A 22,680-nucleotide genomic window follows, 5' to 3' on the forward strand; every position below is an offset into this window, starting at 1 on the left:
GATGACCGACACCTTGACGTCCGGGGCGCCATCGGCGACCGGCGAACGCTCTACCCTGCTGAAGCTCTACCTGATCCGAGGCGTCCTGGCCGTGGTCTGGGCCGCGGTCTTCGCCGGCGCCCATGACAGCCTGGACGCTGTCGCGATCACCTTGCTGGTCGTCTATCCGCTGATCGACGCGGTGTCATCGTTGGTCGACCACCACGCCCTTCCGGCGGGCTCCGAGCGCCGGATCACCGCGTTCAACGGCGTACTGAGCACACTGGCCGCCATCGGCGTCGGAGTCGCCGGTACCGCCGGCGAGGCCGCGGTGCTCGCGGTCTTCGGCGCCTGGGCCGTCATCTCGGGCGCGGCCCAACTGGTGGTCGGCCTGCGGCGGCGCGGGCCCGAACTGGGCAAACAGTGGCCGGTACTGATCGCTGGAGGCCTGTCCTTCGTCGTCGGCATCTTCTACGTCATCCAGGCCACCGGCAACGACCCGTCGCTCGACGTGCTGTCCGTCTATGCCACCGGCGGCGGCGTCTTCTTCATCGTTCAAGCCGGCCTGCTCGCCCTGAAGGCCCGCAGCTCCCGGCACCCCACCACCGGCTGATCCCACCAGCGCAAGCTCACCCGCGCCGACGGTGTGGTCCAGAACTTTGGACCGCACCGCCGCCGTCTGCTTCTGCGGACGACGAGATTTCTGGAGGAGATCAGACGTGGTGGGTGAAGACGACATCTCCGGGTGAGTCCCGAGGTGACAGGCCGCTGGCTCGTGCAGCCGTGGCCTTTTCGTCGTTCCGTCTTCCTGTCTCCCGCTGAGCGGCTGCTGCGCGCTCGGCATCTCACCTTGAGGGTCTCCGCATGTCTGATGCGTTTCTTGTCGTTTCCAACCTGTCCTTCTCCTGGCCTGACGACACTCCTGTCTTCGACGGGTTGTCGTTCGCGATCGGTGCCGGGCGCACCGGTCTGGTCGCGCCCAACGGCGCCGGGAAGAGCACGCTGCTCAAGCTGATCGATCGCCGGGCAGCTTCAGCCCACCGCGGGGAGCGTCTCCGTGGAAGGGGTGATCGGGTATCTGCCGCAGACGTGGCCCCTGGCCGGTGATCTGACTGTCGCGAAGGTGCTCGGCGTCGCGCCGATCATCCAGGCCCTGAACGCGATCGAGTCCGGTGACGTCGCCGAGGAACACTTCACCACGGTCGGCGACGACTGGGACATCGAGGAGCGCACGGTCGCCCAGCTCGATCGGCTCGACCTCGGAGAGTTGGTGCTCGAGCGGAGCCTGAGCACGCTCAGTGGAGGCCAGGTCATCTCGCTCGGTCTGGCGGCCCAACTGCTCAAGCGGCCGGACGTCCTGCTCCTCGACGAGCCGACCAACAACCTCGACATGGTTGCCCGACACAAGCTGTACGACGTATCTGGTCCATCCGGTCGAGCAGTGCGCGATCGTGGCTGACCAGGACGTCGACATGTCGCACGACGAGGCCGTCAGCATGTCTTGCGCAACTCTGCGACGCGCTCGCCGGCCGCTGGGGTGCAAGCCGATAAAATCGCGTGTAATGAGCGTCAGTCAGCTTAGAACCTTACATGAGGCAGCATATCGGCAACGGACCCGACCAGCCCGATGGGATCGAGCAGCGGTTCGGCGTCACCAGTGTGCCCCGATCACCTACGCTCCAAGCCGTTTCGTGCCCACCGCAACTCACCGTTTTACTCACCGGATTGAAGGAAACATACCGAGCCCAGCCGCCAGCTACTGCTTACTCTCCAGTGGAGAGTAAGCAGGTCAACGGCAACTTTCGGGTAGTGGTGCGGTAGGACGACAGGCGTGGTCCGGTAAAGCGGGGGTTAGGGGTTCGAGTCCCCTCACCGGCTCTCTGACTGGGAAGATAAGTGGTCGCTTATGACCTTCGGAGCGGCTACTCAAGGTTTACTCGAGGTTTTGCGCCGGAGAGCGCGCCACTTGTCGTCGATGCGCGCCCTCGATCGGCGCTGCTCGATGGTGTCTGGACAGCATCAAGACGAGCACTCGCGATGTGGCCTTGTGCCAGCCCGATCTAGATCGAGGTCAACGCGGAGGCGCGCCGGGCGTCAGACCCCTATGCGATGAGCCCAGGACGAAGGCCGTGAGGGTGCCAGCAGCGGCCAGACCTGTACGACGATCGGCGTCCGGCGGACCAGCAGCGGATCGATGCTCAAGGCTGCTTGAGCTGACCTCACCGCCTGCCATCAGCACGTGATGAAAGGTGCCGGCCCAAAAGTTTTGGCCCAGCTCGTCTCTCGGCGCACCGAGATCACGCACGCATGACCGGACGTCCTGCCTCAAGATCTGACGACTCACCATGTCCGGGAGATGCTCGTGGCCACGGGCATCCTGCCCCGGCGGCAGGAGAAGCTGGCACGCCTCGAGCTCTGGCTCGACGACGTCCTCAACCAGCTATCACCCGCACCAGAAAACCATCATCGCCCCGTTCGCCGAATGGAGTGTTGTTCGCGATGCCCGGCGCCGCGCGGCTCGCGGCCGCTACACAACCCGCGCCAGCACGCATGACCGCGCCGACATCCGTGTCGCCATCAAGTTCCTGACCTGGCTCGACGCCAACCAGCTCGACCTGACCGCCGTCAACCAAGAAGACATCGATCTCTGGCTGACCACCCACCCCACGCCGCACCGCTCGATCGGCTCCTTCATCCGCTGGATGGTCACTCGGCGGCTGACCGGCCAGCTCACCATCCTCACCAGACGGCCCGGTTTACCGTCCCGGTTCCTCGGTGACTAGGAGCACTACGACCAGCTGAAACGATGCCTCAACGATCAAGAACTTCCACTCGAAGTACCGATCACCGGCGCACTGATCGGGCTCTACGCCATTCCCATCTCCCGCCTCGTCGAGCTGACCACCGACCGCTTCCACCGTGACGGAGGAAGCTCGTACCTCACCATCGAACGCAATCCCGTCCTGCTGCCGCCTAAGCTCGCACACCGCCATGCTCGACGCAGCGACCGAGCTCCCGCCCGTCGTGATCAGCGACCTGTTCGGAATCTCACCCAGGACCGCCTACGACTGGGCCCGCTACGCACAAGACAGCTGGGCCGACGACCTTGTCGCCTGCCAGGACACTGAATAGTCAGCATTCACCAGAGGTTTGGCCGGCTGTGGACTGGCCGAGCTCGGCTCCCGACTTCCCCGAAATGGCATGCACGGATGACGGGGAAGCACGCGATTGCTTAGTCCTAATTGGCTGGCGCCGCTCGCATCTTGGTTTGTAGGGTGTTCGTTCCGCTGCGCGGTCCACAGACCTTGCGAAAGGCGTCGACGTGAACGATGGCAGGCTTGGCAACATCGAGGCCGTCGTCCCGGCGTCCCTGGCGGACCGGATCCGCTCGTATCACTCCGCCGGCTCAGCATGGCTGCAGGATCTGCCGGACCTGATCGCAAGCTGTGTGACCCAGTGGGATCTCACGTTGCTGCCAGCGTTCGAGCCGGGTGGCGATTCGAGCTGGACGGCGCCGGTGAAGCGGAGTGGCGGAGACCTGGCGGTACTCCAAATTACGGTTCCGCTGCCGGTCCACCACAATCACATCCCTGCCCTGCAGGCATGGTCAGGGCGAGGCGCGGTGCGGCTTTTCGCCCACACCCCAGCGATCGGGGCCACCTTGATGGAGTGCTGCGTCCCGGGTATCGACGCAGCGGATCTGTCGCCGGACGAGGCCGATGACGTCGCCGTCAAGGTCCTATCGCAACTGTGGGCGGTCACTCCTCCGGCTTCGGGTCTTGAACCCCTCACCGCGGCCGCCGTGCAGCGTGCGCGAGTCATGGAAGCTCGTGCCGACCAGTTTGGTGACGTTGTTGATCCAGGGCCGTTCCGCGAAGCAGCCCAGCTGTTCACCTCGCTGCCTGCATCATCGGCTCGTACTGTCCTGCTCCACGGCGACTTCCATCGCCGCAATGTCCTTCTGTCGGGACGAGGCTGGCTGGCCATCGACCCCTCATCGATGGCCGGCGACCCGTCGTTCGACGTCGCGATGTTCCTCCAGCACGACATGCACAACCCCGCCACGACCACACGCGTCGACGCACTGGCCGACCGGCTCGGGCTCGAACGCCAACGCACGAGGGCATGGCTGTTCGCTCTAGCAACCCAAGCGGCATCCTGGCACCTGTCCATCGGAGACAGGCCGACGCACGACGCATACAGCCGCGCTGCGTCCACGCTGCTGTGATACCGACTCGCTGGAGTTGCCGTCAGGCCGCACTCACCGCGGACGACTCGTAATGAGCAGTCGCCCGTGGATGTAGACCGCGATGACCAAATCAATGGCTCGGACTGCCTTCGGCTGCCAGGGTTGGTCGGATGCTGCTGATACTGACTGGTTCGAGTTGCTCGGGTAAGACGACGCTGGCGCGCGCGTTGGACGACCGGGTGCCGGGCGTGGTTATCCATGATCACGACGAGATCGGCGTACCAGAGGATGCGGACACGGAGTGGCGAAATCGGACGACAGAACAGTGGATCCGCCAAGCCTTGGAGTATCAAGACCGTGGGCTGGATGTTGTCTTGACCGGGCAGTCCCCGCTCGGTGAGGTCTTGGCCTCGCCCTCAGCGCCTCAGCTCGATGGCATCGCGGTGTGCCTCGTGCACGTCGCCGACGAGGAGCGACGGCGGCGCCTCGACCGACGAGACGACGGTCGCTGGCCACCCGCAGTCCTCGACTCTTTCGTCGGTTGGGGTGCCTGGCACCGTGGGCACGCTGAAGACCCCCGCTACCGGCCTGACGTGATCATTGACGGTAGCTGGGCGGAGATGGCCTGGGATCGATGGTCGACGTGGACCAAGGAAGATCGCCGTTGGGACACCTACTTACTCGACACCACGGGACGATCCATCGCTGAATCTGTCGACGACCTTGAGCACTGGGTCATGGGTCAGCGCGCAGCCCATCGATCCGGACAGCTCGCGCTCTCCAAAGGCTGGGTTGACGTCGAACCCTGATCCGAGCGGGTGCTGTCGTTGCCAACAGGCTCGCCCAACTGCGCCACGGATCGGCCGGACACGGATCACACCCCTAGGAATAGCGCAGACTTCAAGTATTGGACACTCCACCAGTCCATCGGTTCTGCCCGCTCCGCGCCGCGCCGCTGCCGGTGGCAAGCCCGCGGATTGTTGTGTGGCCGCGTTGGACGGGCTGGCGCAGCTGGAGCAGCGATGAGTCCCGCGCGTCGTCGGACTGAGATCAAGCAGGTGCGGATCCCGGCCGACCTGGCCGGGCCGGTCGAGGTTGCGCTGGCGAGATCGGTCAACCAGATCCCCGGCCCGCGGGCGATGCCGGGCGGATCACGGTATGAGGTGAAGTGGGACGGCTACCTTCACTGAGCTCGTCAAGCATGCAGGTTGCGAGAGTGGCCTTGTGCGCTTTTGTGGAGTGGAGTCGTTAGATCGGCGGCTTTCGCAGAGAGTGTTCCGGGGGATTCTTAGGTGCGCCGGACTGTCTTGATTGGGGAGCGGGAAGGGAACGGGCCGCTGCCGTAGATGTTGATTTCCTCGATGGTGCCGTCGGTATTGCGGATGATGTGGCGGGCTTGGGCCCAGCTCGGGCCGCGGCGAGCTCATCGCCGCGTTCCTCAAGCTGCCGGCGCAGCGCGAGGAGTTGTTGCGCGCGGTCGGCGAGTGCCTGCTGGAGGCTGCGGATGTCGTCGGGTGCGCCCAGCCCACTGTGGAGAAAGAGGTCCTCGCCAAGGCTCTCTGATAGCCGGTTTTCCAGGGTCCGGACGTGCTGCTGCAGGGCGAGTCGTCACGAGCGGATGAGGATCGACCACGAGCTCGCCGGCTACTAGGAGATGTCGATCTGCCGTGGTACCGCGGCCCGTTCCCCGTTCACGTCCTCGGGCACTGAGGAAGCTGACTTGGACCAGCGGCAATGAGCACAGGTCCGGGGGAATAGCGCAGGTTTCGATATGGCCTACTCCCAGCGCACCGGCCGGACCTACGACCGGACGACCTCCCGACCCTGCCGGACAGCCTCAGCTGACCACCTCGTCGATGTCTCGTGTGATGTCTCACGACATCGGTGACAGTTCTGCATCAGGACATCGGTGGCCCTCGATGTGTCATCGTCGGTGACGATTCGCTTGGTCGGTCAGCTGGTGGCACGGGCGGCGTCGATGATCACGCCGGTGACCGCGTCCGGGTCGGAGATCATCGACAGGTGCGGCGCGTCGACCTTGGTGATGTGCGCGCCGGCGCGCTGCGCCATGATTTGCTGCCCCGCCGGTGGCAACACCTTGTCCGCCGTACCGATGAGGTCCCAGGACGGGATGGTCTTCCACGCCGGAACACCAGCGAGGGTCTCACTGAGCGTGCTGGCGGTCAGTGGCCGCTGGGTGGCGGCTAGGACGGCGGCCTGCTTGGTAGGGATACCACCGGCGAAGAGGCCTGCGAACTGATTCGGCTTGATGTAGACGTCGGCGTTGACGACGTTTCCGCCAGCGTCGTGGATCGGCACCGTGACGATCGAGCTGTTCGGGTCCAGTTCGGAGCCGGGCACTGCGGCGGCCAGCGAGCCTACGCTGTCGCCTTGGTCGGGGATGAAGGCATCCACGTAGACGAGGGCCTTGACGTTCGGGTTGCCTGTGGCAGCGCTGGTAGTCACCATGCCGCCGTAGGAGTGCCCGACGAGCACGACCGGGCCAGGGATTGTGGCCAGCAGATCACGCACGTACTGCGCGTCGCTTGCGAGGCCGCGCAACGGATTTGCCACGACATCGGCGGTGTACCCGGCGCTCTGCAGCTTTGAGGTGACGGCAGACCAGCTCGAGCCGTCGGCCCACGCGCCGTGCACGAGCACGATCGTCGGTTTGACCTTCGCGTCGTCCTGCGTGGTTTGCGCGCTACTGACCGTGGCGCTACCGACGCCCAGCGCGAGCACGCCGGCGGTGAGAGCCGCGACGGCCAGGGGCAGTGACTTCTTCGATGTACGCATTGCAGGTCCTTTGCAGGGGTTCGTTGTCCGCTCAGCGGGCTCGCCGGGCGGGGGTTTCAGCGGCGGCGCCGAGCTTGGACTGGAGCTTCGGCAGCGCGCGCCGTGAACAGCTCGGCGTGCGTCCAGACGGGGCGTGTGGGCCGCCCGTCGAGGACACCGTCGGTGGTGTCGGAATCGACGCTAGGGTCAGACGGAGTGGCCGGCCCCGTTGCGCGCGTTATCCTGCACACCGTGCAGAGACCTGTGCACGAATGGTCGACCTACGGTCAGACCCCTGCGCGGTAGGCACTCCAGTGATCGATCTCTGCGAGCGCGCAGGGCCCGCGAGTATCATTCTCAGCGAGCCGGCGCCGCCTGTCGCGCCCGGTCCGCACGCCCCTGAGCCCGCGGCCCGCGAGTACGGAGGACTACGCCGTGATCCAGATTGTCGACTCGCGCACGATTGCGGCCGGCATGCGGGCCGAGTCCATGCATGCAGTGGCCGCCAGGATCATTCCGGTGGAGCTGGATTTCCCGGAGCCGGGCCCTGTCGTACGAGGGAGGCTAGCCGACCTTGGTGGGCTGCGGATCTCCTCGATCCGATCCAATGTCACCAAGGTTGAGCGCACCCCGATCCTGGCGCGCGACGATCTGGCACCCAGCCTGATGCTCGGTCTGCAAGTCAGCGGATCCAGCCTCGTCGTTCAAGATGGCCGCGAAGCCGTTGTGCGCCCCGGGGACCTTGTCGTGTACAGCTCGACATCTCCATACACACTGGTCGACTCCGAGGGTTACCGACAACACCAGTTCCGCATGCCGTTGGAGAGGCTGGCCCTGCCGAGGGATGTCGTGCGGCAGGTGACGGCGACGCGGCTCAGTCCTGGGCATCCGGTTGCAGACCTGGCCGCAGGCTACTTCCGGCACCTCGCCGGTCGGCCGGGAGCGTTCGCCGACGCCGGGGCCGACGCGGTCAGCCAGTCGTCCATGGAACTCATCCGGGCAGTGATCAGCACGCATCTCGACGTCACCTCGGCGGCGACCAAGGCATCATTGAAGGCCACGTTGCAGCTGCGGATCTTGGAGTACGTGCGTGCGCACCTGGGTGATCCGAGCCTCAACGCCGCTCGAATCGCTGCCGAACACCACATCTCCCGCCGCCAGTTATACAACGTCCTCGCCGCGGGCGGCATCTCGCTCGGTGACTGGATCCGCAATCAGCGGCTGGAGGGATGCCGAGACGACCTCGGCAGTGGCCTGTCACAGCACGTCACCATCGCCTCCGTGGCCCAACGCTGGGGATTTCGCGACCCATCGAGCTTCGGGCGCCTCTTCCGCGCCGAGTACGGGCTCTCACCACGGCAGTGGCGTCAGACCGCGACCAAGGCGCAACCTGCCCTGGCGAGCGACCCCACTCCAGCACGTCTGTGAGGATCGTCAACTGAGGCAGCCCCAACGCTACAACCCAGTTGTAGAACATAAGTTCGATTAATGTCATGATGAGGTCATGGTGGGACGCTTCAATGTCCGGCCCGGTGAAAGCGGGGACGGCGACTGGCTGGTTTGGGACAACGCAGGTCCACGGTGCCGAGCGCCCCGGCGTCCACCAGACCGCTGAATGCAGCCGCGGCTTCGGAGCCGATCTCGGCCTGGATATGGAGGGCCTCACTGGCCGTCGACGAATGGGCGAAGCACATGGCGACTCCTCGAGCGATGTCTGGGTCCTTGACCTCCACGGTGGCCCTGGCCGGGTCCGGTTCGCGCCCGTGGTTGTCCCGGGCAGACCCTGGCCCGTGGGTTGCTCGCCGCCTGTGTCCTCGAAGGGATGCGCGCGGGCGCCGAGCATGCAGCCGGCGAAGAAGGCGAATCGCAGCGGCCACAGCGCGAGCCACGCGGCTCGGTCGGCAGCCCGATCAGCCTGCCGCAACCCGTCCCACCGTGAGACCGACCGTTGACGCCACGATGTTGTCGGCCATCACCGGTGTGGACGGCGTGCTCAGGTGGAGCGACGCGTTCTGACAGGCCATCGCGGCCCCAGCCAGTACGGCGATCAGGACCTCGCCGCCCGAGCCAGGCCAAGATGTGCTGCGGAGCGTCGCAGCGGCGGTCGCGGTGAGAAAGGCGAACTGCAGCCAAGGAACATGCCGGCCCAGTCTTACGGCGCCCGACGTGAGCCATCGACCGCGACCGTGAGTGCCGCCGTCACCCCGATGAACACCACCTGCAAGCACCGTGGACGAGCGGACCGGTCGATGCACGCAATGTCTGCTGCGAGCACGACGAGGTTGCCGGTGACATGCGCAGTGAAGAGGCCCTTCAACAGAACGAACGACGCTCCCGGAGTACCAGAACGAGACACCCTGGGACGCCGTACAGGTCGCGCGACCGGGCCGCTGGCCCTGGCGCCAGTCCTCGGTACGGCGATGACGCGGCCGTCGTCGTTGCGTCGGGACCTGGACCGGAAGGTTGCCGCGGGCTACGCCTGGGAAGCCGCGGCACCCGCCCATCTGGATTCCACTCGTCTCTCAGCTGACCTGTCCGGCGAGGATCGGACCCAGTACCTGGACCGGAGGTATGCCGCCGGGCCAGGCCCGTAGGGCGCGTACGCTGCGTAGCCGCACCAGGTAAGTCGGACGCCTGCCAACTTGAGCTCTAATGGATCAGGGCCTCGGCAGCGGGTCGGCGCTCGGGCGACGGCCTCGTCGCAGCCCGAGAGCACGGATCGCGTTACGTTGCTGTTATCAGGCCGGATGGGCTGTCGAGTGGTCGCGGCGGCGCTGGATGCCCAGGGTGATCCCTAGGCCTACGCCACCCAGCGCGATGGCGCCCAGTGCACCGAGCGCGGCTGAACTCACGTCGACGGCGGGTTCGGGCTGCGCGGCCTCGGGTGTGGGCATGAGCGGGTGATCCAGTCCGACGTGCACGTCACCTGGCTCGGGTGAGACGTACACGTCACCTGGCTCGGGTGAATATTGCGCCATCGCCGGCGCGGCGGTTGTCATGAGGGCGAGGCTGATTGCGGCGCCTGCCGCCAACTGGGCGAGCCGGGTGGTCATGGACTGCTTCGTGGTGCGTGCGGCGTTGGTCATGGCTTCCTCTCCTCTGTCGGCGGGATCTTCGTGATCGACGATCCAGATGCGCCTCGAGGTGTTGGCACTGTTGTCGCGCGCGGCGGTATCGGATCGGCGCACAGCGGTATCAGCGTGGTATCAGTCGCCTTGACGGGTGCCTGAGAGTGGTGGACTGTCGAAAACGTGGTGATCGCCGTACTCGGCCCACTAACCATCGAGGGGGAGTGGAGGAACCTCGCACGACGCGATCGCGTCGTCCTGGCCGCACTCGCGGTGCATCCGGGAGAGGTTGTCAGCGCTGGGGTGCTCGCTGACGCGCTGTGGGGAGAACGACCGCCCGCCTCGGCGGTCAAGGTGATCCAGGGTTGTGTGGTCCGGCTTCGGAAGTTGCTCGGCAGCCATTCGATCGAGACGTCACCGGACGGTTACCGGTTGACCATCCCGCACGACCAGATCGACAGTCAGCGCTTCGAGCGTGCGGTCGGACGGGCTGGTGCGCTGCTGGCCGTCGGCGAGGCAGAACGCGCGGCGGTCGTGCTGGCCGACGTACTGACGCTCTGGCGCGGTAGGCCGTTCGAGGAGATCGCGGAGTGGGACAGCGCCCGGATCGAGCTGGCCCGGCTGACTGAACTGCGGCAGTTCGCGCAGGAGTTGTACATCGAGTCCGCGCTGCGGTCCGGCGGCCATGACGGGGTCTTGAGCCAGGCCAAGGCGTTGACCGCGGAGGCGCCGCTGCGCGAGCGGAGGTGGGCTCTGCTTGCGACGGCGCAGTACCAGGCCGGCCGGCAGGGAGAGGCGCTGGAGACTTTGCGACGGCTGCGTGTGGTCCTCGACGACGAACTCGGGCTCGACCCGAGTCCGGAGATCGACGCGCTCGAGCAGGCGATCCTGCGCCAGGATCGGGCGCTGTCGAGTCCGAGCGCACTGCCGGAACCGAGCGCGGCCTGTCCGTATCAGGGGCTGAGGCCGTACGACGTGGACGACGCCGAACTGTTCTTCGGCCGCGACACCGAGGTCGCTGCCGGATTGCGGAAGTTGTCCGATCATTCGATGCTCGCTGTGGCCGGTCCGTCCGGCTGTGGCAAGTCCTCACTGATCAGAGCAGGTGTGGCCGCGGCGTTGCGTGCCGACGGCGGCCATGTCGTTGCGATCACACCGGGGCTCCATCCGATGAAGGCGCTCGCTGCCGCGCTGCCGGGCGTTGGGCCACGGCCGACTCTGGTCGTCGATCAGTGCGAGGAGGTCTTCTCGCTGTGTCAGGACGAAGGGGAGCGGCGGGCGTTCTTGTCCCGGTTGACCGAGCAAGCCACGGATGCGGCCCTGATCCTGGCGTTCCGAGCCGACGGGCTGGCAGACATTTCTTCCTATCCGGGCTTTGCCCATGCCGTGGAAGAAGGGCTGCACCTGCTCACTGGTATGTCCGAAGCAGAGCTCCGAGCCGCGATCACCGAGCCCGCGCGACTCGCCTCCCTGATCGTCGAACCTGGACTGGTTGACCTGCTGGTGGCTGAGGCTGCGGGTCGGCCGGGTGCTTTGCCGCTGCTGTCGCACGCCCTGGCCGAGACCTGGCAACGCCGGGAAGGCCGGACCCTGACTGTCGCTGGCTATCGCGCTTCTGGTGGCATCCAGGGCGCAGTGGCACAGTCGGCGGAGCAGGTCTATGCACAGCTCACCCCCGGGCAACGGCCTATGCTCAAGGCATTGCTGTTGCGTCTTGTGGCGTCCGGGCCTGACAGACAGCCCGTGCGCAGCCGGTTGCCGCGGCGTTCGGTCGTCACCGGCCCGGAGTCGGATCAGCTCGTGAACCGGCTGATCAGCGCTCGCCTGGTGACCAGCGACGACGGCGTCGTCGAACTGGCGCACGAGGCGCTCGCGCGGGCCTGGCCCCGGCTGCGCGGCTGGCTCGACGACGACCTTGAAGGCCAGCAACTCCTCCATCACCTCACCCAGGTAGCCGACTCCTGGGATTCCCTGGGGCGTCCGGACAGCGAGCTGTACCGCGGCGTCCGCCTCGCGAAGGTATGGCAGTGGCGCGACCAGGCGGCACCCGACCTGACCGCTACGGAACAAGATTTCCTCTCTGCGAGCAGACAGCTCGCTGATGCGGAGTTGCGTGCGGCCGAGAACCGGGCCAGGCACGAAGCGAGGATCAACCGGCGGCTGCGTGCCGCGCTCGCCCTGGCCGCCACCCTGCTGGTCGGTGCCTTGATCGCCGGTGTCCTGGCGGTCGGCCAGGCACAGCGAGCCGATCGCCAGGCGGCTGCCGCGGAACAGTCCGCGACGATCGCCGCGGCCGGCCGGGCCGGTGCGAAGGCCGTCGTACAAAGCGACATCGACACCTCACTCCTCCTCGCGGTGGCCGCGGTCCGGATGAACCCGTCGCCCGAGTCGCGAGCGAACCTGCTCGCAGCGCTCGCGAAACACCCGCAGCTGATCAGCTCCCTCGAGACCGAACGGGTGGATTCCTACGGTCTGGAGGTCAGCGCGGATGGACACCAGGCATTCATCTACACCGCGACGAACCATGTACTCAGCTACGACCTGACCACCGGAAACGCCATCGCGTCGTACGAGCCGCCGAACCGCTCGGGTGGAGCACGTCACCTGGACCTCCTGGGCCCGATGGCACGCAGCCCTGGTGGTCGGGAGCTCGCGGTCGGCACGCCGCCACCAACCACAGAACCAGTCCTGTTGCTCGATCCCACGACGCTCCAGCCGACCGGCCGGCGACTGCCGGGCTTCACCAAGACGCCTGCTCGTGCGACGCACGTCGGGTACAGCCACGACGGACGCTCACTCGTAGCGATGATCCAGTACTACGGCAACGGCGCGACCAGCGACTTCAGCGCCGGTGCAGTGTTTGTCTGGACCATCACTCCTGGCGCTTCGCCCGCTTTGCGAAAGGTCGTGCCACTACCCGCGGGAGCTGTTCAGGATGTCGTACTCAGTCCGGCCGGCGATCGGTTCTATCTGACGAAGCCGGTGGCCGCCTACGAAGTTGCCACCGGCAAGCAGCTCTGGTCGAGGGCCGATCTTGCCTTCGTCGACGCCGACGTCAGTCCCGACGGGAAGTCACTCGCGCTCGCGTGGGAGGCCAAGGACACCTCCAGCGCTGAGTACAGCGATGTGCTGGTGCTCGACGCGTCGACGGGAGCAACTGTGCATCGCTTGAGCAAACACACGAGCGAACTCCGTCATGTGCGGTTCTCCCACGCCGGCACGTGGTTGGTCTCGACCGGAGCCGACAATCGCGCCGTGGTGTGGGACACCGCGAGCGGAAGTCCGTTGGAGGAGATGCCGATCTTCGACGGTGACACTCTGACGGCGGCGTTCAGCCCGGATGACGACACGCTCTACACCTCGGGGGGCGATGGTGCCATCCGGAGCTGGGATCTGCCAGGGCGACATCGCTACCTCAGCTGGACGCGGAGGGCGCAGAACTTCCAGTCCGGATGTCGCGTCATAGCTCCCGGCGGGCGCCGCTACTTCCGGCTTCTCGACTACGATGCGGGCTACTTGGACCCAGGTGATCCCGTCGGAGGCTTTGTCGACAGCACCACCGGAAAGGTCGTCCCCTTCGATGCAAGCCAGATCGGCGTCTCGACACGATCCTGCGGCACCTGGCACCCGGATGGAGCCCGGTTCGCCATGGGCGATTCGAACGGGAAGGTCTTTGTCGAGGATGCCCGGACCGGTCGCTTGCTGGCCAACCGGAAGGTGACCGCCTCCAGTGTGCTGGATCTCGACTACAGCGGACTGGACGGCAGCCGCCTGGTCGTTGGTGACGAGTCCGGCCTCGCCAGGATGCTGGATGGAGCCACCCTCCGCGATCTCAGCAAGCCCGTTCAGGTTGGTGGTCCTGTCGCCTTCCTGTCGGCGAGCCCGGACAATCGGTCCGCCTTCGTGGTGATCGGAGGCCGCCACATCTCCGACCGGCTTGACGTTGACTCCAATCGTTGGGCGTTGGTCGACTTGACGGCCGGCCGGGTGGTCCGGCGTGGGAGCTTCTCGATGAGCGTCCCCAGCCTCGTCGCGTTCGCCCCGGACGGGACGCGGGTGGCCGTCGGCAGTGAGAAGGGAGAGGTGCTGGTCGTGGATCCAGCGACCGGCAAGGACATCGCGGCACCGCAGCTCGTCCATCAAGGCTTTGTCAACGGCATCGCCTTCTCGCCCGACAGTTCGCTGCTGGTCTCGGCCGGCTTCGATGCCGGGGTGAGTCTCTTCGACGGCAAGACCGCGGCGTTGCTGGGCTCAATCGCGACGCCCCACCAGCAAATGGTCACCGCCGATTTCCTGCCAGACGGCCACACTATCGCGATCGCCGCGTACGACGAGGGTGTCTATCACTGGGACACCCGGCTGGAGCACGCCGTCGACACCGCCTGCCGGATGACTGGGCGCGATCTGACCGCAGCGGAGTGGCGGGAGAACTTCGGCGATCGGCCCTATAGGACGACCTGCTAAAAGGGCGCGCAGCAGCATCAGGCAGCGGGGGACGATTGCGCTCGCTCGAGGAGACCAGCCCCACCAGCACACCGCCAGACGACACGCGATCCCGCAGCGGAGGGAGCAATCACGTCGACTGCAACGTCCGACCCGCGCACGCACATGGATCAGCGATGGCGACCGTGATCGGCCCATGACATTGCGGGGTACAACCGCGGCAGTGGCCGGCCCACCCCCTAGCTGGACCGCGAGGCGGTCCCCGGGCGCTCCCCATCCGCCGGGGGCCGCCTCGGCGTGGTAACGGGCAGATGCCGGAGATCCACACTGGTGATGCGGTCATCCGAAGATGGATCCATGGCCGGCCGCGTCGAAGCCGCGATCAGGGCTGCGCGGCCCGCCATCAGTGGTGCGGCGGAACCGGTGCCGTCCCAGAAAGCGTTCACGTAGGCCTCAAGCGCGGCGAAGAGTTGACCACGCCCACCGGTCGGGGCATGTTCTCCATGGCGCGATACACCGACGACGGGCTGGTACTGCAGTTAGGTCGGCAAGAGGCGTGGACCGTTCTGCCTTGGAGATCGGTTGAGGAGATTTCAGACCTGCTGCGTGACCGGTGGTGAGTGCGCATCAGCACGTCGTATTCGACGGGCGCGGTTGAGGGCACCCTTGACACATGCGTCAAGAGGTTCCTGACCGCGCAACAGCCGGGAGGTCTGTGGTTGGTCGGGGTCGTCGGATCCGGTCACATGCTTGAACGTCGTCGGAGGCGGCACGTGCGGCCGCTGCGATCGACTGGCAGGTCGATGCACAGTTCAAGGAACGCTGCTTCGGCGAGTTCGCGGGCACTTGCTGTTGCTCCGAAGAGGCGGGTGGTTTTCTGGCCTGTGCCGGAGCCGGCCGGTTGCCGTAGTTTCTGGTTATGAACAACCCCCGGTTTCTGTGTTTGGGTTGTGGTCCTGGGGGCCGGCCGAGGGGTTGGTAGTCGAGGGTGAGCTCGCGGAGGAGTTCGCCGGTGGCGGCGTTGATGATCCGGATGTGGAGGTCGTCGACGAGTTTGAGGACGCGGGTTCGGGCGTGCTCGGTGCCGATGGGCATGTGGTCCCGGAGATCCGCTTGCGGCTGCTCGCCAAAGTCGATCGTCAACGGAACGCCGCGACCAAGGCCACCTTGTCGTACGCGTTGGACGCGTGGCTCGAAGTGCACGAGGCAGATGACTCGACGCTCGATCGGTACCGCGAGTTAGCCGATCGGACCATCGGGCCAGCCCTCGGCGACGTACCGATCCCGAGTTCGGAACCCGGCGGAGACCGGCCGGCGGCTCGTCATCGAGGCGGACAGCATGGCCGCCGCTTCGTCGTCCGCCAGCGGACCCGCCGCGCACGAAGGATTCGTCCCGGCTCGCTCATCGCTGGCTTTCCTCACACGGTCGGGCGTGGAGCCCGGACCGTGCGCTTCGTCGATGGAACGAACCGAGACGGATCCCTGGCCGTGCGTCAGTTGGGCTGGGTGCCCGTCACCGTGACCTCGGCCAGGCTGATCACACCGGCGCTGGTGGCCGGCGACTGCACCTTGACGTAGCGGGCCACGGTGTTGGTCGGCAGACTGGTGACCGCCCCCGGCGTCGCCCCGAGGTTCAGCTTGGTCACCGTGGAGTCGGCCATCAGCTGGGCGTAGGTCCGGCCCGACATGCTGGCGGTGGAGAGGAACACCACCGCGTTGTTCAGCTTGTCGCCCGAGGCGTCGGTCCGGTTGTGCACCGTGACGTTGCCGACCCGGGAATTGGTCAGAAGGTCGACCTGCCACCACGGCTGCGAACTGGACGCCGTCCGGCTCACCGACCCGGCGGCGAAGACGCCGTTGGTGTTCCCATCCACGGCCCGGGCGGCGGTGCCGACGTCGGTCGACGACTGCGTGGCCGGCCGGTTGGTAGACAGGTTCACTGCGCCGGTGGTGCCGCCGACCTGCACCTCGGCCAGGTTCAGGGTGGTGAAGATGCTCGACAGCTGCACCCGCACGTACCGGCCGGTGGCGTTGCCCGCGTTCAGGGTCAGGCTGTTGGTGGTGGACGAGAACGCCGAGAACGACATCTCCTTCACCGAGTTGTCGGCCTGCAGCGAGGACATCGACCGGCCGGTCATGTCGGTCGAGGAGATGAACACCGAGCCGCTGCCCATCCGGTTCGAGTCGGTCCGGCTCCACACCGTGACCGTGGAGACGGCCGCCGCGGAACCGAGGTCGACCTGCCACCACGGCTGGATGGAGGTGTTGGTCTGGGTCACCGAGCCGCTCGCGAACACGCCGTTGGTGTTGCCGTCGACCGCCCGGGCTGCCACCGCGGTACCGCTGGTGCTCGACTGGGTGGCGGTCTTGCCCCGGGCCAGGTTCGGACTGGTGACGGTCACCGTGGTGGTCGACACCGCGCTGTCCACCTTGCCGTCCCGCACGACCAGGCTGAAGGTCAGCGTGGCCGGTGTGGCCGGGGCGGTGAAGGTCGGCTTCGCCGCCGTCGTACTGGACAGCGTCACCGCCGGTCCACCGGTCTGGGTCCACGCGTAGGTGAGGTCGTCGCCGTCGGCGTCGCGGCTGCCGGAGCCGTCCAGCGTCACCGTGATACCCGTGTTGACCGACTGCGCCGTACCGGCGTTCGCGACCGGTACCTGGTTGACCGGGGTGGTGGTCACCGTGGTGGTCGCCGCCGCGCTGTTGGCCTGGCCGTCCCGCACCACCAGGCTGAAGGTCAGCGTGGATGCCGAGGACGGGGCGGTGAAGGTCGGCTTCGCGGTCGTCGTACTGGACAGCGTCACCGCCGGTCCACCGGTCTGGGTCCAGGCGTAGGTGAGGTCGTCGCCGTCGGCGTCGGTGCCGGACCCGTTCAGAGTCACGGTCGTACCAACCACGACCGACTGCGGCGCACCGGCGTTCGCCACCGGGAGGCGGTTGCTCGACTCCGACAGCGGCCGTGGGGTGCAGTTGCTCATCGAGACCGTGAAGGGCTCGAGGTCGTTGTTCGTCTCGATCATGGCGCCGTCCTCGGAGCCGCTGAGCGAGATGGTGTGCGCCTGACCGGCGTACACGAGCGTCTCCCGCCACACGTCCGTACCGCGCTCCCACTCGATGATCAGGGCCCGGCCGGTGACCACGCGGACGGTGCACCCGTCGGCCCAGGCACCCATGTACGGGTAGAGCGGAACGCCCGACTCCGAGTAGACGGTGCGCGCGTTGTAGCCGGAGCGGCCGTTGCCCTGGTAGGCCGTGCCGACCGGCCAGGTGATCACGCCGCCGTACCAGTCACCGGGATCCTCGCCGGTTCCGGCGTAGCGCCAGCGGGCGTTGACCCAGGAGACCGGGTCGCAGGTGGTGGGGTCGGTACAAGCGGGCGGCGGCGGCGGGCCCGGCTCGCCGGGCACGAAGGCGTACTCGAACGGCGAACCGCTCTGCACGCTGACGATGCTGCTGCTGCTCAGGGTGCTCGACACGGTGTAGCTGTCGCCGGTCTGCAGCGCGGCCAGCGACGAGTGCGAGCCGTCGGCCGGGCCCGCGTAAACCGTGGCGCTGCCGGACGTGACGGTGATCTCCCAGCCCGCCACCTTGGACACCGGGGCGTAGACGTCGTGGGAGACGGTGTAGCCGTAGCGGGCCCGGACCGGCTCGGCCGCGGCCGGCCAGACTGCCGTGTTGCTGGTGTCCGACGGGCCCCACGGGCACGGGCTGCTGGTGCAGTTCCAGGTGGCCAGCACGGAGCTGTCACCGGAGGCCGGCGGCGGGTCGGTCGGGGTGCCGGGGGTGATCGTGTACTCGAACGACCCACCGTCCTGCACGCTGACGATGCTGCTGCTGCTCAGGGTGCTCGACACGGTGTAGCTGTCGCCGGTCTGCAGCGCGGCCAGCGACGAGTGCGAGCCGTCGGCCGGGCCCGCGTAAACCGTGGCGCTGCCGGACGTGACGGTGATCTCCCAGCCCGCCACCTTGGACACCGGGGCGTAGACGTCGTGGGAGACGGTGTAGCCGTAGCGGGCCCGGACCGGCTCGGCCGCGGCCGGCCAGACTGCCGTGTTGCTGGTGTCCGACGGGCCCCACGGGCACGGGCTGCTGGTGCAGGACCACGTCGCCACAACGGAGGACGCAGGATCACCCTCGGCTGCCTGCGCGGGCGAGGCGGTGAGGCCTAGCACCATCACGACCGCAGTAGTGAGAACGAAAAATGCGGTCGCGAAACGTTTCGACATGCCGGCCCCCGGATTATGACTCTCCCCTTGCGGCAAACGGTAGCTCAAGTCGCTCTCTGTCAACCGAAAAAGAAGCGAAAAGACACCGACGGCGAACCATTTGTTATGGACTTCATCACGCTATGGAAAGCCCCCATTACTCATTGATGAGAAATGGGGGGATCGCGAGGCTCGGTGCCGGTTTCGCTGAAGGGCGCCGGTGCGCGCTCGAGCATCCGCCTGCAGGTGAGCCGAACGCTGTCACGCCGGCCGCAACGCACACTGTCGCCGACAAAGCGGCACCGGATGAGATTGAGCCGACCGGATCGGCCCACCACGATCGATCCATCGAACCCGTGACCGACGACGACAACGAACGGGTTGTCGCGGCGATCGATCGGATACCTCGACCGACTCCAAGACGGGCATTCATCCAGGCTGGCTTGTAAAGCGGGGGTTGGGGGTTCGAATCCCCTGACCGGCTCTCCGACCTGGGAAGATAAGTAGTCGCTTATGATCTTCGGAGCGGCTACTCAAGGTTTACTCGGCTGGCCTCCGCGGAGCACCCGTCGCCGCGCTGTTGCGTTGGGACCAGTCCTGAGGGAATCCTCGTCCCGGCGCTACTCGGTGGGCCGGGGCGCGCGAGACCCAGTTCTCGTGCTAGACCGCACTCGACGTGTCCCGGCTCGACCGAGCTGTACCCCGTGGCCGCTGACAGCGGCCCAATGGCTGCGCGGGTGATGTGACCGCTCCGATAGTGCAGACCGCCGCGAAGCGTGCGGGAGCGCCGCGACGCGCGGACGGTCGTAGCCGTGGAATTCGGCCATCTGCTGTCCTTGCGGACTGGACGGCGGCCCCACGCTGTTGGAGGGCTATGCCTCCATAGGACAACCGGAACCAGCCACCGTCAACCTGCCATCGTTGTCATCCGGAGCGGGCAAAGGCTGACGTGAGGTATTCCGGGTACCGCTCAATGATTTGTTGCCTGAACCGCCTTGATCTGACCGCGGACCGTTGAATCGTCAATGGCCGGAGCGTCGGATCGCCGCTCTGACAAGGACTCTGGCAAGGAACGGGCGATGCTTGCCGTAGGCGCCGCACTACGGCTTGCGCCAGTCGTCCGTGGTGAGGTGGCTGCCGGCCATCGGTCCCATTTGGAGCATTCCGCCGTCGACGACGATGCTGGCGCCGGTGAGGTACGACGCTTTGGGCGAGGAGAGGAACGCGATTGTCGCAGCGATCTCCCTGGCATGGCCTGGTCTGCCGAGGGGAACGCCGGGCCGGTGTTTGCGTCGTGGGTCTTCGTCGGTCTGCCCGGTCATCGGCGTAGCGATTTCTCCCGGGGCGACGGAGTTCGCGGTGATTCCATGTTCACCGAGTTCGATGGCCAAAGTCTTGATCAGCAGGCCCAGCCCGCCTTTCGCGGCGTCGTACGGCGCGGCACCGACACGCGGCTGATGTTCGTGGACGCTGGTGACCGCGATCAACCGGCCGCCGCGCCCGGCCGCGATCATCCGGCGCGCGGCGCGTTGCAGGCAGAGGAACGCGCCGTCGAGGTCGACACTGATGACCTTGCGCCACTCCTCGTAGTCGAGGTCGACGGCCAGTTTGCTGGTTCCGGTTCCGCTGTTGGCAACCAGGACGTCGACGCCACCCAGTTCGTCGGCGAGTTCGTCGATCACGTTGGCGGCGTCCGGCAGGTCCTCCAGATCGAGGCGAGCCACCGATGCCTGTCTTCCGAGCTCGCGGATCTCCGCCGCGGTCTCTTCGGCACCGGGCTGATCGGCGTGCCAGGTGACGCCGACGTCGAAGCCGTCCTTGGCCAGTTCCACCGCTGTGGCACGGCCGATACCACTGTCAGATCCTGTGACGATCGCGTAGGGCATGCCCGGCCGGTTCCCTCGCGCGTCGGGCGGAAACAAGTCCGTGAACCGTGTTGTCAAAGGCAACTCTGATGCCGGTTGGTCAACGTCCTCGAGTGTCAGGGTGCGGTATCGCTGCGGCCCGTTTCGGAGGAACGGGGTCGGGCACCGGATGCCTCAGTCCAGCGAACCGACCAGAGGATGTGGCCAACGATGCAAAGCAGAGTCAGGATGGCGAGCGATCGCGCTTCCCTGCCGGTGCCGGAGTTCGACCTCCTCCCGGCCCGATGCCTGCCGTCACGCATCCAGGCTCTGGACGTCCAGCAGGTGGAGCAACTGATCGGGTACGAACGCAACCACGCGCAGCGGCTCGAGGTCCTGAACGTGCTCGAGCACAGACGCGTTCAACTCCGATGAGGTCACACGACAGACGCGGCCGGCGGGTGCTGACCGCGATTGGTTTGCGGCCGGGTACTGCGGCGGGGAGGAGGTCGTGTGGACGGGAAGATCCGGGTGGCGACGCTCAACGTCTGGGGCCGGCACGGGGACTGGACGACGCGACGGCGAGCGCTGCGGGAGTGCTTTCGGTCGTTGCACCCGGATCTCGTGGCGCTGCAGGAGACGATTGTCGACGGCACCTGTGATCAAGTGCGTGAGATCTTCGGCGAGGACTATCACGTTCTTCATCAGGGTCGTCGTACACCGGTCGGACTAGGGTGTTCGATCGTCAGCCGGTGGGCGCCGGACCGGGTCGAGGAGATCGACCTGGTGGTTACCGGACGAGTCGATGCGCACGACTTTCCCGGACGATCGACCGCAGCGGAGTTCGCCACCGAACTGGGGCCGGTGCTGTTCGTCAACCACAAGCCGAACTGGCAGGTCGGATACGAACGAGAGCGGGAACTGCAAGCGCTGGAGGTTGCCCGCTGGATCGAGCGACTCGTTGAGGACCGCGACGACGTGCACGTTGTTCTCGGCGGTGACTTCGATGCAAGGCCGGAGACCGCGAGCGTACGGTTCCTGACCGGGCGGCAGTCGCTGGGCGGCCTGAGCGTGAGCTACCAGGACGTCTGGGAGTTCGCCCGGCCAGGAGAGAGCGGCCACACATTCACCCTCGACAACCCGCTCATCGTGATGGAGGCCGACTGGGCCCGCATCCCGCCGCGGCGCATCGACTACCTCATGGTTCGGTGCGACGATCGTGGGCCGACCCTACGGATCCACTCGGCCGACCGGTTGGCCGATCAATTGGTCGACGGCACCTTCGGTAGTGACCACTTCGGAGTCACAGCCGACCTTGGGCCGGTCGACTGACGACCGGTCCCGAGGAACCGCTGCAGTCCCCGTTTCGCGCTTGATGGCGCGGGAACCCGGCAGGGACGGGCGAGCCGAAGGAGAAGATGATGAGCCAGGCAGGCGAGGACGACTACCGTCCGACCCTCGACGACGTGGACCCGAGTGCGCTGGCGGTCAACTCCGTGGACGACGACGTACGTGTCGCCGCGGACCCGTCGGAGACCGAGATCGTCGACTCTGCCGGCGAGACGCACCGAGTCGACCAGGATTCCAACGGCGGCGAGGTCCTGCCACCGGACGGGACGGTCAGGTCAAGGGATGAGGAGTAGGCATGCGGGCGCCGGTTCTGAACTGCACGCCGAAAGCGTCGCCGGAGCCTTCGAACACCGATCAGTTGACCGACGTGGTGGTCGAGGCGTTGGAGAAGGCGGAGGTGGAGGTGAGCCGGATCCGGTTGGCCGATCGCAACGTCAAGCCTGGGGGTGAGTAGCGATGAGGGTGCCGATGGACGCGATGCTGAGCGAGACCGACGACCAGGACCGGCCGGTCGCCTACGACCGGGTTGCCGGTGTTGTTGTCACCGGCAATGAAGACGGTGCGCATCATGTGATCTCCGAGATCTGCGGTGGTTTGATGGACATCGGTTACACCATCCCGGGCCAGGCGTGGACGTACTGGAACAAGGGGCCCGGTCCTGGTCCGAGCTGTTCGGAGACCGACGAGGGTCGCGAATGGTCGGCGAAGACAGGTCGCGCGATGGCGAGCAACCTGATCGCGGTCGCCGAGGCGTTGTCGGAGCACCCGGTCCCGTCCGTGCCGAGCTGAGCACCCGCAGCGGATGGGACATGCACGGACCGGCCTGG

The 22,680-nt window shown here is 66.6% G+C and carries 20 protein-coding genes; 15 read left to right on the forward strand and 5 right to left on the reverse strand.

Features of this window, described 5'->3' with window-relative positions; genetic code table 11:
* Position 1: 1 nt before the first annotated feature.
* The 7 genes from EV647_RS16195 to EV647_RS42030 all read left to right on the forward strand — a co-directional run bounded on the left by EV647_RS16195 (position 2) and on the right by EV647_RS42030 (position 5,358).
* Entirely contained in the window at positions 2-592 is a 591-nt protein-coding gene (locus EV647_RS16195) for a DUF308 domain-containing protein (RefSeq protein WP_134003505.1), read from the forward strand.
* Positions 593-1,036: 444 nt separating this feature from the next.
* Positions 1,037-1,438, forward strand: coding sequence for an ATP-binding cassette domain-containing protein (locus EV647_RS43510; protein WP_305016645.1), 402 nt, complete (start codon positions 1,037-1,039; stop codon positions 1,436-1,438).
* 886 nt (positions 1,439-2,324) lie between these two features.
* Positions 2,325-2,762, forward strand: a complete 438-nt coding sequence (locus tag EV647_RS16205; protein ID WP_134003507.1) for a hypothetical protein — start codon at positions 2,325-2,327, stop codon at positions 2,760-2,762.
* 208 nt (positions 2,763-2,970) lie between these two features.
* Positions 2,971-3,111 (forward strand): helix-turn-helix domain-containing protein, encoded by a 141-nt coding sequence (locus EV647_RS42025; RefSeq protein WP_166679976.1) that lies wholly within the window; start codon positions 2,971-2,973, stop codon positions 3,109-3,111.
* A 190-nt stretch (positions 3,112-3,301) separates the two neighbouring features.
* On the forward strand, positions 3,302-4,207 hold the full coding sequence (locus tag EV647_RS16210) for an aminoglycoside phosphotransferase family protein (RefSeq protein WP_134003509.1): 906 nt from the start codon (positions 3,302-3,304) through the stop codon (positions 4,205-4,207).
* Positions 4,208-4,338: 131 nt separating this feature from the next.
* A complete protein-coding gene (locus tag EV647_RS16215; protein WP_134003511.1) occupies positions 4,339-4,977 on the forward strand; it encodes a hypothetical protein in 639 nt (212 codons plus the stop codon).
* 213 nt (positions 4,978-5,190) lie between these two features.
* Positions 5,191-5,358 (forward strand): hypothetical protein, encoded by a 168-nt coding sequence (locus EV647_RS42030; protein WP_166680342.1) that lies wholly within the window; start codon positions 5,191-5,193, stop codon positions 5,356-5,358.
* Positions 5,359-6,121: 763 nt separating this feature from the next.
* On the opposite strand, the gene EV647_RS16220 is transcribed toward EV647_RS42030, so the two are convergent.
* Positions 6,122-6,964 (reverse strand): alpha/beta fold hydrolase, encoded by an 843-nt coding sequence (locus EV647_RS16220; RefSeq protein ID WP_134003513.1) that lies wholly within the window; start codon positions 6,962-6,964, stop codon positions 6,122-6,124.
* 414 nt (positions 6,965-7,378) lie between these two features.
* Between EV647_RS16220 and EV647_RS16225 the strand changes: the two genes are divergently transcribed.
* Positions 7,379-8,371 carry a helix-turn-helix domain-containing protein gene (locus EV647_RS16225; protein ID WP_134003515.1) on the forward strand — a complete coding sequence of 331 codons (993 nt, stop codon included), beginning with the start codon at positions 7,379-7,381 and terminating at the stop codon, positions 8,369-8,371.
* 482 nt (positions 8,372-8,853) lie between these two features.
* Here the strand turns inward: EV647_RS16225 and EV647_RS16230 are convergent, their stop codons facing one another.
* Positions 8,854-9,198, reverse strand: coding sequence for a hypothetical protein (locus tag EV647_RS16230; protein ID WP_134003517.1), 345 nt, complete (start codon positions 9,196-9,198; stop codon positions 8,854-8,856).
* 483 nt (positions 9,199-9,681) lie between these two features.
* Positions 9,682-10,029, reverse strand: coding sequence for a hypothetical protein (locus EV647_RS16235; protein WP_134003518.1), 348 nt, complete (start codon positions 10,027-10,029; stop codon positions 9,682-9,684).
* Between the two features lie 165 nt (positions 10,030-10,194).
* Between EV647_RS16235 and EV647_RS16240 the strand changes: the two genes are divergently transcribed.
* Positions 10,195-14,475: a BTAD domain-containing putative transcriptional regulator gene (locus EV647_RS16240; RefSeq protein ID WP_134003520.1), complete on the forward strand. Its 4,281-nt coding sequence runs from the start codon at positions 10,195-10,197 to the stop codon at positions 14,473-14,475.
* A gap of 1,014 nt (positions 14,476-15,489) precedes the next feature.
* Positions 15,490-16,032, forward strand: a complete 543-nt coding sequence (locus EV647_RS42035) for a hypothetical protein (RefSeq protein ID WP_166680296.1) — start codon at positions 15,490-15,492, stop codon at positions 16,030-16,032.
* Here the strand turns inward: EV647_RS42035 and EV647_RS16245 are convergent.
* Positions 15,948-18,680 (reverse strand): discoidin domain-containing protein, encoded by a 2,733-nt coding sequence (locus EV647_RS16245; RefSeq protein ID WP_134003522.1) that lies wholly within the window; start codon positions 18,678-18,680, stop codon positions 15,948-15,950. The two genes, EV647_RS42035 and EV647_RS16245, sit on opposite strands and share 85 nt — an antisense overlap.
* Positions 18,681-19,759: 1,079 nt before the next feature.
* Entirely contained in the window at positions 19,760-20,545 is a 786-nt protein-coding gene (locus EV647_RS16250; protein ID WP_134003524.1) for an SDR family oxidoreductase, read from the reverse strand.
* A gap of 207 nt (positions 20,546-20,752) precedes the next feature.
* Between EV647_RS16250 and EV647_RS16255 the strand changes: the two genes are divergently transcribed.
* The 5 genes from EV647_RS16255 (at position 20,753) to EV647_RS16270 (ending at position 22,642) form a co-directional block, all read left to right on the forward strand.
* Positions 20,753-20,938 (forward strand): hypothetical protein, encoded by a 186-nt coding sequence (locus EV647_RS16255; RefSeq protein WP_134003526.1) that lies wholly within the window; start codon positions 20,753-20,755, stop codon positions 20,936-20,938.
* 78 nt (positions 20,939-21,016) lie between these two features.
* Entirely contained in the window at positions 21,017-21,835 is an 819-nt protein-coding gene (locus tag EV647_RS16260) for an endonuclease/exonuclease/phosphatase family protein (RefSeq protein ID WP_166680343.1), read from the forward strand.
* 89 nt (positions 21,836-21,924) lie between these two features.
* Complete coding sequence (locus tag EV647_RS16265) at positions 21,925-22,146, forward strand: hypothetical protein (protein WP_134003530.1); 222 nt, start codon at positions 21,925-21,927, stop codon at positions 22,144-22,146.
* 2 nt (positions 22,147-22,148) lie between these two features.
* The gene (locus tag EV647_RS42555; RefSeq protein WP_202876181.1) at positions 22,149-22,307 is read left to right on the forward strand and encodes a hypothetical protein; all 159 of its coding nucleotides are present in this window, start codon (positions 22,149-22,151) and stop codon (positions 22,305-22,307) included.
* 2 nt (positions 22,308-22,309) lie between these two features.
* Positions 22,310-22,642 carry a hypothetical protein gene (locus EV647_RS16270; RefSeq protein ID WP_202876182.1) on the forward strand — a complete coding sequence of 111 codons (333 nt, stop codon included), beginning with the start codon at positions 22,310-22,312 and terminating at the stop codon, positions 22,640-22,642.
* The last annotated feature ends 38 nt before the right edge of the window (positions 22,643-22,680 follow it).

The organism is Kribbella sp. VKM Ac-2566, assembly GCF_004366005.1.
Lineage (GTDB): Bacteria > Actinomycetota > Actinomycetes > Propionibacteriales > Kribbellaceae > Kribbella > Kribbella pratensis.